The 10,335-nt window shown below is 60.6% G+C and carries 6 protein-coding genes, 1 tRNA gene and 1 pseudogene; 4 read left to right on the top strand and 4 right to left on the bottom strand.

The window, feature by feature from the left end:
* Both AC05K6_RS07695 and AC05K6_RS07690 read right to left on the bottom strand, forming a co-directional pair.
* Nucleotides 1–2,344, bottom strand: a pseudogene (locus tag AC05K6_RS07695) (hypothetical protein); the annotation flags it as partial.
* Between the two features lie 742 nt (nucleotides 2,345–3,086).
* Nucleotides 3,087–3,171, bottom strand: a tRNA-Ser gene (locus tag AC05K6_RS07690).
* A 112-nt stretch (nucleotides 3,172–3,283) separates the two neighbouring features.
* Between AC05K6_RS07690 and AC05K6_RS07685 the strand changes: the two genes are divergently transcribed.
* Nucleotides 3,284–4,285 carry an NAD(P)H-quinone oxidoreductase gene (locus AC05K6_RS07685; protein WP_434820410.1) on the top strand — a complete coding sequence of 334 codons (1,002 nt, stop codon included), beginning with the start codon at nucleotides 3,284–3,286 and terminating at the stop codon, nucleotides 4,283–4,285.
* A 6-nt stretch (nucleotides 4,286–4,291) separates the two neighbouring features.
* Here the strand turns inward: AC05K6_RS07685 and AC05K6_RS07680 are convergent, their stop codons facing one another.
* Nucleotides 4,292–5,167 (bottom strand): EamA family transporter, encoded by an 876-nt coding sequence (locus AC05K6_RS07680; RefSeq protein WP_296216387.1) that lies wholly within the window; start codon nucleotides 5,165–5,167, stop codon nucleotides 4,292–4,294.
* A 9-nt stretch (nucleotides 5,168–5,176) separates the two neighbouring features.
* The gene (locus AC05K6_RS07675; RefSeq protein WP_476728230.1) at nucleotides 5,177–6,592 is read right to left on the bottom strand and encodes an aminotransferase class V-fold PLP-dependent enzyme; all 1,416 of its coding nucleotides are present in this window, start codon (nucleotides 6,590–6,592) and stop codon (nucleotides 5,177–5,179) included.
* A 196-nt stretch (nucleotides 6,593–6,788) separates the two neighbouring features.
* Here AC05K6_RS07675 and wzm point away from each other — a divergent pair, with 196 nt between their 5' ends.
* The 3 genes from wzm (at nucleotide 6,789) to AC05K6_RS07660 (ending at nucleotide 10,166) form a co-directional block, all read left to right on the top strand.
* On the top strand, nucleotides 6,789–7,676 hold the full coding sequence (wzm, locus tag AC05K6_RS07670) for a galactan export ABC transporter permease subunit Wzm/RfbD (protein WP_476728229.1): 888 nt from the start codon (nucleotides 6,789–6,791) through the stop codon (nucleotides 7,674–7,676).
* Between the two features lie 127 nt (nucleotides 7,677–7,803).
* Complete coding sequence (gene wzt / locus AC05K6_RS07665; protein WP_293792013.1) at nucleotides 7,804–8,592, top strand: galactan export ABC transporter ATP-binding subunit Wzt/RfbE; 789 nt, start codon at nucleotides 7,804–7,806, stop codon at nucleotides 8,590–8,592.
* Nucleotides 8,593–9,065: 473 nt separating this feature from the next.
* A complete protein-coding gene (locus AC05K6_RS07660; RefSeq protein ID WP_476728228.1) occupies nucleotides 9,066–10,166 on the top strand; it encodes a hypothetical protein in 1,101 nt (366 codons plus the stop codon).
* The last annotated feature ends 169 nt before the right edge of the window (nucleotides 10,167–10,335 follow it).

The following is a 10,335-nucleotide window of genomic DNA, read 5'->3' as shown; positions in this document are numbered from 1 at the left end:
CAGTCGGCTTGCCGTCGAACTTGTTGCCCTCACCAGAGACCTCGTCACCATCATTGATGCCGTCGCCATCGGTATCAGCCTTATTCGGATCAGTACCGAGCTCCTTCTCCTTATCGTCGGTCAGACCGTCACCGTCAGTGTCCTTCTGGTCGTCTGCGCCCGGCTTAGAGTTCGGGTCGTTCGGGTTGGTCGGCGCGTCCTTGCCGTCCTTGTCCTTGTTGTTGACCTCGACACCATCGTTGGAGCCGTCACCATCGGTATCAGCCTTGGTCGGGTCAGTCGGCTTGCCGTCGAACTTGTTGCCCTCACCAGAGACCTCGTCACCATCATTGATGCCGTCGCCATCGGTATCAGCCTTATTCGGATCAGTACCGAGCTCCTTCTCCTTATCGTCGGTCAGACCATCACCGTCGGTGTCCTTTACAGGCTCAACCGGAACGTCAACGACGACCTTGTTTTCACCGTTCGCATCCTTCGGCAGATCCGGATCCTCAATGGTTACAGAAATCGGACCCTCTGCATCGGTGCCCGGGGTGACGATGACATTGCCGTTCTCATCAATCACAACCGGAACGTCCTTGCCGTTCTTATCCTTCGCAGAAATCTTGGTGTCGTCGTCCTTGTTCTTGACGTCAATACCAGTGTCCTGCTTCGCATCAGTCGGGTTGACCGGCTTGACACCAGACTGATCCACAACGGTCTTGGTGCTCACCATGAAGGAGTCAGAAGCAACATCCTGGGCACCAGACACAAGTACCGCAGAGTAGATGTCGCCAGTCTTAGCATCATCCGGGACAGTGAAGGAGCCACAGTCCTTCAGGTCATTGAGAAGCTCAATGTCACAAGTCTTGCCGGTCGGCTTACCGTTCTTGCGCCACTCGATCTTGTTCGGCAGCACCGGAAGATCACCAGAGAGCTTCACCTTAGCGACATCACCGGGCTTGGCAGGGGTGTCGGTGGTATTGAAGTTAGTGATGTCCAGATCTACGCGGCGGTCCGGAACTGCAGCGAAGTGGATGTTGTAGAAACGAGCACCACGAACCGGAAGTGCCTTCTGCTCTGTAGGGTTGCCTGATGGCGCCCACGTCGCCGAGTAGTTATTCACTGAGTGGAAAACAGGCTGCTGCCACTGGCCATAGCCAACAATTTTTTCACCATCTTTATTTTCAACCCACATGAACGTGTCGTGGGGGTGGTACTCATCCTTCGGCACGTGGATGGTGTAATCACCGTTCTCATCAGTCTCGGTGTAACGGACTGACTGGACGTACTCCGGGTGCTCCTCGAGCATCTGCTTGGTAGCCAGCGCGCGCTTTTCAGCCGGGAGCTTCTTGATCTCAGCGTTCGCCTGACGGCCTTCCTCCGTGAGCGTCGCGGCATACACCTTGTAGCCAACGCCAGACGGCTCACCAGTGCCGGTAGACCCCGTGAAAAGCTGACGCTCATCGCCAGTCTCTAGCCATACACGGCCGGAGTAGTCGTACCAATCTTTGATACCACTAACCTCCCGGTCATCCTTGATCACCTTCAGGCCATTCGGAAGCGGCAAGCCCGGCTCCGGCTTCTTGTCGCCCATCCAGTAGTTGTTCGGGTTAGTCGGCAATTCGGCAAGCCAGACACCAGTGCCCTGCATGTTACCGTTCGTACCAACAGCACCCGGGAACTCACCCAGCCCGTCGCCGGACCCCTTGCCGTACGCATACGGTGTATAACCCGGAGCTACACGAACGATTTCACGTTCATTTCCAGTCTCTTCATTGTCCGGTGTATCAGACCAGACGCGCATCTTCTGAGCCGTCAAAGCCTTGTACTGACGCTCCTTACCGTTTGCATCAGTCCACGTCGGCACCTTAAAAGCGTACATACCCGGGCCGTTCGCACCGAGGACTCCGTCAATAGTGTGGGTTTCTGCGGAGTAAATCGGGGACTCCGCGCCATCTACATCCTTCCACTGGAAGTAGACCTTCGTGCCATCCGGCGCGCCCTCGAAACCGTCGTACTTCGTCGATAGAATCGCGGAGTTCTTCGGCGTCATCAGGTTGACGCGGCCAGAAACAACGTCCTTGGCGACAGTCTGCGCAGCAGATAGCTGCGTACCGGAGGAAATGGTGCCGTCCGCGATGGCGTCGACGTTGATCGCGCCATCCGCATCCGGCTGCGGCGCCACTGCGGCGTCCTGAGCCACAGCCGCCGGGGCGGTCTGGGTAGCAACTACCACAGTGCCCGTCGTAGCCAGAGCCAGCACAGCACCCGCAGCCGCGATGGACTTCATGCTGTTGTTCTTGAAACCAAGGGCAACTGCCCCGAAACCAGTACGGATGGAACGTCCGCGCAAGTTTGCCATGAGTTAAGTCCTTTCCGAAGACTTCTCTAAAGTTTTCTTGGCGGCCCACCCACACCGGGAAGGCCACACGCCATGACCCGCACCCGCCCATCCTGTGGAACCAGGATCTTTGCACGCGTGCGCAAGCCTCTTTGCAAAACCTTAGCGACTACACCCCTCAAGAGCGACTGCATTTCTCCTGTGCTGAATTCAGGTTCATCCATACTGATCGGCATACCCTATCAAATCACGCCGCCGCACTCACTCTCCCCCCCATGGAGATGACGCGCCCTTTCCTCATTCAAGTTTTTGACGCCATATCCACTGGGCGTAAATCTCAGCCATTACCTAAGTAAAATTTCCATTCTCGACCGTTTATGTTGATCTAACCCTCTACCCTGCCGACTCGGCGTGGCCATCGAGTTAACCGAAAGTGAACGTGCGTAGATAGCGTAGAGACGCATCCATACTGCATACTTGCAGCAGTTTGCATGGAAATACACCCAGGGCGTGCTTATGGTTTAAGCACATCAGAGACTTTAAATGTTGCCGTTATATAGGTTTGAACCTATATAAAAATTTTATATAATCTTGACCATATACCCCCTCCATACCCCCAGAGCCTTAAGTTAATCTTCAGGCTTTGCTCAACCGCCCCCACAGCGCTCAACCCGTACGAAAAGGCGCCTCCAGGAAGGCTACATCGCAGCCAACCCAAGGCACCTCGTTAACCCAATCCCTACACGTGGGAATGGGTTTTCTGCGGAAGTAGAGGGATTTGAACCCCCGGATGGTTGCCCATCGCTGGTTTTCAAGACCAGTGCATTCGGCCGCTCTGCCATACTTCCAACACGGCTTAAAGCCGCATATGCATCTTACACGCCACCCGCGCCTACCCAATTCGCCTCCCCTCCCGAAAACACCCCACTGCACCTAAACCCATTCGTTAGGGTGGGGAACATGAGCATCACCACCAACGCAATCGTCCAGACCGACCCCGCGAACCCCAGCTCGCTGGCCTGGCAAAGCACCAGCATCGCCGACCCCCAACCCGGCGAAGCACTAGTGCGCATCCACTATGCGGGCGTCAATAGAGCAGACACGCTACAAGCCCAAGGCCACTACCCACCGCCAGCCGGCACCACAGACATCATCGGCCTCGAAGCCGCCGGCGTCATCGAAGACCCGAACGGCGCCACCCGGCCCGACGGCACCCCCTGGCACGCCGGCGACGAAGCCGCAGTCCTGCTCTCCGGGGGCGGATACAGCGAATACGCCACCGTGCCCGAAGGCCAACTCCTCCCCATCCCCGCCGGATACAGCCTCGCCGAAGCCGCCAGCGTGGTGGAAGTCGCCTGCACCGTCTGGTCCAACATCATGATGACCGCCCACCTACGCGAAGGCGATACCATCCTGTTCCACGGCGGCGGCGGAGGCATCGGCATTTTCGGCATCCAACTGGCCAAAGCACTCGGCGCCACCGTGGCCGTCACCGCCGGCTCCGAAGAGAAACTAGACGTGTGCCGCCGCTACGGCGCGGACATCCTCATTAACTATAAGGAAGAAGACTTTGCCGAGATCCTCGCCGACCACGGCGGAGCGGACGTCATCCTCGACATCATCGGCGCCAAATACCTCGACCGCAATATCGAAGCCCTCGCCCCGGACGGACACATCGTCATCATCGGCATGCAAGGTGGCGCCAAAGGCGAACTGAATATCGCCAAACTCCTCAACAAGCGCGGCAACATCAGCGCCACCGGCCTGCGCTACCGCGATACTCAAGGCAAGGCCCGCATCGTCGCCGAAACCCTGGGCAACGTATGGCCCCTGCTGGAAAGCGGGAAGATCACCCACCACATCGACCGCATCATGCCCATCGCAGAAGCCGCCGCTGCGCACAAGGCACTGCTCGCCGGAGAAGTCACCGGCAAGATCGTGCTCGAAATGCCGCAGTACTAGCCAGTACTAGCCGCGGGACTTACGCTGCCGGGCAGTCCTCCTGGGCCACCCGCCAGTCTGCACCAGCACCAACGCCGCCAACACCAGCAGCAGACCCGCCCACTGCACCACGCTCAGCCGTTCGCCCACAAAAACCACGCCCAGGAACGTCGCCGTCACGGGACTCAGCACACCCAGGATCGCCACCTGCACCACGTCCAGCTTCGCCAACCCGTGGAACCAAATGCCGTACGCAATCAGGGCACCGAAGATCGTCAGATACGCATAGCCCGCCACGTTTTGGCCGGTCAGATGGCTCGGCAGCCCCTCCATCACCAGCAGCAACGGAACCAGGAACAATCCGCCGAAGGTCAGCTGCCAACCCGTGACCGCCAGCTGCGGCACCTCATCCGGCTTGCCCCACTTCTTCGCCAGAATCGCCCCGAGCCCCATGCACACACTGGCGCCTAAGCCCGCGAGGATACCGGCGGCATTGAGGGCTGCGGCGGGCGTCAGTACCAAACAAGCCACACCCACCACCGCGACAAGCGCGCCGATCACCTGATACGGCTGAATCCGCGTGCCCAACAGCGGCGGGCTTAAGGCAATGACCCACAGCGGCGCAGTATTCGTGACGATCGCCGCCACCCCGCCCGGCAGCAAATACGCCGCGGCGAACAGCAGTGCAAAGAAGCCACCGATATTCACCACGCCCAGCACCGCGGATTTCCACCACCACTGCCCTTTCGGCAGCTTGCGGAACCACAGCAAAAGCAGCAACCCCGCCGGCAGCGCACGCAGCACACCGGCTAGAAGCGGCCGCCCAGGTGGCAACAGATTCGTGGTGACGATATACGTCGTCCCCCAGATAATTGGCGTAAGCGCAGTAATCAGTCGAAGCACACGGCTACGCTATCGTACCGACGCCACCACCCGCACCAGCTGGTCCACATCATGGATGGTGTTGTGCGGGGCGAACCCGACGGCGACTGCACCGGCCTGATCCAACGAGGACCCCAGCGAAGTGGATGCAGTACCCGTGGCGTTGGCGGTGTGCAGGGCGGAGCTCCCAGCGCTGGTGGCAGGGTTCGCATCAGCATTGCGCCCGTGGCGGCCGCGGCGCGCCTTGGCTGGCTGCTCCGTGCGCTGAGCCTGCTGGCTCTGCGGGGCGTGCTCTTCGAACACGCCCATGCGCTCCAACAACTGCGACTGCCCCGGCGCGACCACACCTGCAACCACACCATTGGCCAATAGACGCTGCACCACCACTCCTGCGGGCACACCATCCACCAGGAAACTCACGCGCGGGATCCGGTCGACGGAGGCGAACTCCTCCAACACGTCGCCATCCCCATCCACGCCAATGACATGCACCGTACCGAGGCTCTGCAAGCCCTCGACCAGGTGCGCAGCCAGCGTCTTCAGATGTTCAGCAGCCTGCGGCAGACCCGTCTTCAACCGCGAACGGCGCGTACCACGAGCGGAATCATCCAGGCGAGCCAGGTGATCCACGGCCTCCGACACGCCACCCAGGAGCCCCTCGGACACGCCGCCGACCCCCACACCGTGCCCAGAGCGGAAGATGGCCTGACGGGTGGCATCGTCCTTAAACACGAGCGCGCCCACACTCGGCCCGCCCAAGCTGGCCACATCCAGAGCCAACACATCCGCGCCCATCTGCTCCACATCCACCACGCGATAAGGAGCGAAAGAATCCACGTCCACCACCAACAACGCCCGGGACTTCGCCCGCACACAATCGGCAATGGCACGCACATCCGTCACCGCGCCGACATAACGGTTCGCAGCGGAAACCGCGACCACCGAAGTCTCGTGCTCCACCAGGTTCGCAAACTGCCAGGCGGGCAGCACACCGCTGGAAAGATCTGGCTCCGCCCAGCGCACCCGCGCGCCATAAAGATCCGCCGCAGTCTTCCACGGGGCCACATTCGCGGGATCATCAATACGGGACAGCACAACCTCCTGCCCCAGGCGCAACCGCCGGTACAGTGCGTGCGCCAGATTATCCAACAGCGCTGCACGGGAAGCCCCCAGCACCACATTCTCCGGGCGCGCACCCGTCAGATCCGCAATGGCAATCCGCGCGGAATCCCCGAAAGACTCCCCGATACGCCGGCCCGGACGCTGCGCCCGAGAATGCGAACCCGTCGCGGATTCCAGCGGCTCCAACAAAGAAGCCACCCTAAAGCTGCGCGCTACCGCCGAGGACACCCGCTCCGGCACCTGCGGAAAATCCTGCGCATTGAGGTACGTCCAGCCATCCGATAACGATGCATACAACCCCCGCACCCGTGGCACATCGAACACTGGAACTCCTTATCTTCCTAGACTGCTTCGGACTTCACTTCTGCCCAACCGATACTAGCCTGCCCGCCGGACAGGCAACACCGTCAGCGACCGTGACCGCCAACACGTTAGCGGGACGCGCCGGGAATAGGAGGTGTTGGCGTCACAAAGTAAAATAAGGTGCCTTAAAGCAACAGCAACTTAAAAGCAGGAACTCATGCCACAGAAAATGCCAGAGGCCGCGGATCTACAAAGGATCACCGCCGCGGCAGACGGCGACATCCCCGCTAGCAACTCCCAAACCTTCGCCGCCGCCTGGGACGACCTCAAGCGCGGCCTGGCGCAACGCGAACTATGGCTCGCGCTCGGCTGGCAGGACATCAAGCAACGCTACCGCCGCAGTACCCTCGGACCGCTATGGATCACCATTGCCACCGGCGTGATGGCCCTGGCCCTCGGCCTGCTGTACAGCCTGCTATTCCAGCAGGACCTCGCCAGCTTCCTGCCGCACGTGGCCGTCGGCCTGATCCTGTGGGGTTTCATCGCAGGCTGCATTAAGGACGGCTCCGAGGTGTTTATTGCCAACGAGGGGCTGATTAAACAGCTGCCGTCGGCTCTGTCGGTACACGTGTATCGCCTGGTGTGGAGGCAATTCCTCTTCCTCCTGCACAACCTGGTGATCTGGCTGGTGCTGCTGGCCGTGTTCCGCCCCTCGCTGGGGTGGCAAGTGCTGCTGGTGGTGCCCGCCATGGCGCTGATGATCGCCAACGGCATCTGGGTGACCATGTTCTTCGGCATTATCGCCACGCGCTTCCGCGATGTCGCCCCGTTGCTGGATTCGCTGGTGCAGCTGGCCTTTTATATGACGCCCATCGTCTGGACAACCAAAACCCTGCGCGAACAAGGCGGGGCAGTGGCCGAGCGAGCTCGCATTGCAGAGATTAACCCGCTATACCACTACCTGGAGATCGTCCGCGGGCCAATGATTGGCGAGCCCGTGCCTGCGTACCACTGGGGGATTGTCGCAGTGCTGACGGTGATTGGGCTTGCGCTGGCTCTGCTGGTGATGCGCCGCTGGCGCTTCCGCGTGAGCTACTGGGTATAGGCGTGCCAGCTGGTGTGCTTGGTATGGCTTGGCTTTGCGACTGGCGGCTGGCTTGGCTTTGGCAAGTAAGCGCCCGGCGTGCGAGCGCCCGACAGCCGCGACAACTGAAACAACGAAGTGAGATGACATGGTTTCGATTGACACTTACGACGCTTGCGTAGACTTCCCCATCTTCGATGCGAAGACCCGCTCCATGAAGCAGACATTCCTGGGTGCTGCCGGCGGCGCGATCGGCAGGAACTCGTCGAATACGGTGATGGTGGAGGCGCTTAAGGGCGTCAACTTGCACCTGCAAGATGGTGACCGGATTGGCCTGGTCGGGCACAACGGCGCCGGCAAGTCCACGCTGCTGCGGCTACTGAGTGGGATTTATGAGCCGACGCGCGGGTCAGCTGTGGTGCGCGGGCGCGTGGCGCCGGTGTTTGACCTGGGCGTGGGTATGGATCCGGAGATTTCCGGGTACGAGAACATCATGATCCGCGGGCTTTTTCTGGGGCAGACGCGGCGGGCGATGCGGCGGAAGATGGACGAGATTGCTGAGTTCAGCGAGCTGGGCGAGTACCTGGAAATGCCGCTGCGTACATACTCGACGGGTATGCGCATCCGGTTGGCTTTGGGCGTGGTGACCAGCATCGATCCGGAGATTCTGCTGCTGGATGAGGGCATTGGTGCTGTGGATGCGGCGTTTATGGCGAAGGCGCGCGGGCGGCTGGTCGAGATGGTGGAGCGGAGCGGCATCTTGGTTTTCGCTTCTCACAGCAACGAGTTCCTGGCGCAACTGTGTGACAGTGCGATGTGGATCGACCACGGAGAAGTGCGGCAGGTGGGCCGCGTGGATGATGTGGTGGAGGCATACGAGGGGCCCGAGGCTGGCGCGCATGTGCGACAGGTGCTGAAGGACCTGGGGCGGATGTAGTTTCCGCTGGTGGGGCCCCTGCCCCACGCAACCCCAACCTCCCCTACCACCCCAGACAACCCCAACCTCCCCTACCACCCCACCATTCCCACCTGCTCCACCTATACCCCGCTCATCCAGCCCAAATGTCGTTGAATCGGGAATCTGGCGGCGTGCGCAGCAACCTGCAAATTTCCCCAGCCCCCTGACCTGCACCTTTACAAACTTGCAAACCACTTCCAGTAACACATTCCCGATCTAACGACATTTGGGTAGCTCGGTGGTACCCGGAAGCCCCTTGGCAGCACCTTTATCTAGGCATCCGCTCCTCACCTGACGACACTTGCAGGTGTGCAGCCGCGCAGAACCTGGGCTCACATACACCATCGCAAGGGTTTTAGCATCAGAAGATTTTGCGCCTGGGGATAAGTCCCACTTCCGGCAGAAGTTATCCACAGATCAGCGAAAGCTGGGACAAAGATGCACGACAAAAGGTGGTAAAGATACCTCCCATGACGGGGGATAGAACCAAAGCCAGCGTAGCCAAGCCAACCACCGGCCAAACCACCAAGACCAGGTCCGCCAAGCACCACTTGCCAGTAAAACACCTGGTCGATGTGCGCCGAATCGACCCATCCCAGGCTCGCAAGTGGCAGCGCTGGGTGGAAAGAGGCGAAGCCGTCCGGCTCGCGCGCGGTGTCTACATCCCCGCCAGCCTCTGGCGCGAGATCAGCCAAGACCCCAATGCCGAGGCGATCAAAGCGCAGGCCTACATCGTGGCGGAATACCTCCGCTACACCCACAAAATCCCAGCCCTCGCAGCGGGCAAATCAGCGGCCTTCCTCCACGGCCTGCCCCTAGAAAGGTTCGGACCGCCGGAAACGGTGGAACTGGCGTCACCAAAAAGGGCAATGATGGGAAGAAATGGTAGGTCAGAACGTTACCTCGCGGCACCGGGACAAGGCCGGCGTGCCGTACCGATCGCGACCGAGTTCGGCGAGATCTGGACCAGCGGGCTGCTGGATACCTGCCATGAATTGGGACTACGGCATTCGCTGGACGATGCCGTCATCGCCACGGAGGCCGCGTTGCATACAAAGAAGATCACGTGGCATGAGTGGTGCAAGTGGCTTGACTGGCAGAGTGGACAGCCAATCCGCCACGGCGCCCAACGCGCCCGCACGGCGGCGCGCCTCATCACCCGCTACTCCGAAAGCCCGCGCGAATCGCAGCTGAAGATCCGCTTCTGGGAACACGGCCTGCCCGCACCGTTTCAGCAGGTCAACATACTCGACGAGGACGGCTGGACCATCGGGCGCGTCGACATGTTTTTCGACGTCGGCCTCGCCGTCGAATACGACGGCCGCGAGAAGTACGGCGCCACCACCGACGCCACGAAGCGCGCCCTCCTGCAGGAACGCCAGCGCGAAAACGACATCCAAGCCCGCGGCTTAACGCTGCTGCAAGTTACGGCGGAAACGTACCTATCCGGCCGCGCAATCGAGCAGGTCAGCGAGCATTTCCGCGCCCTTGCGGCACGCCCGACCCGCCCGCCGTGCGCCCTCTGGAGCGGCGGCGCGCTCGCCTGGTCATAGCCATTTTTATCCTTTCTTATTGACGCCCCTCGTTCCCGCCACCTTCACCTCCAGCCTCCCGAACCGTCCTCCCCGACCCGGCACAAACTAGAGATAAAAAGAGAATTAATAAACCCGGCCAGATGAGGCAGCCAAACAGTTAGACTCGGTCAGTGTTACGGCACATGTC

The organism is Corynebacterium sp. TUM25020 (genome assembly GCF_056388495.1).
The sequence above is the reverse complement of the archived record's forward strand: the minus strand, read 5'-3'. Positions and strand labels throughout refer to the sequence as shown.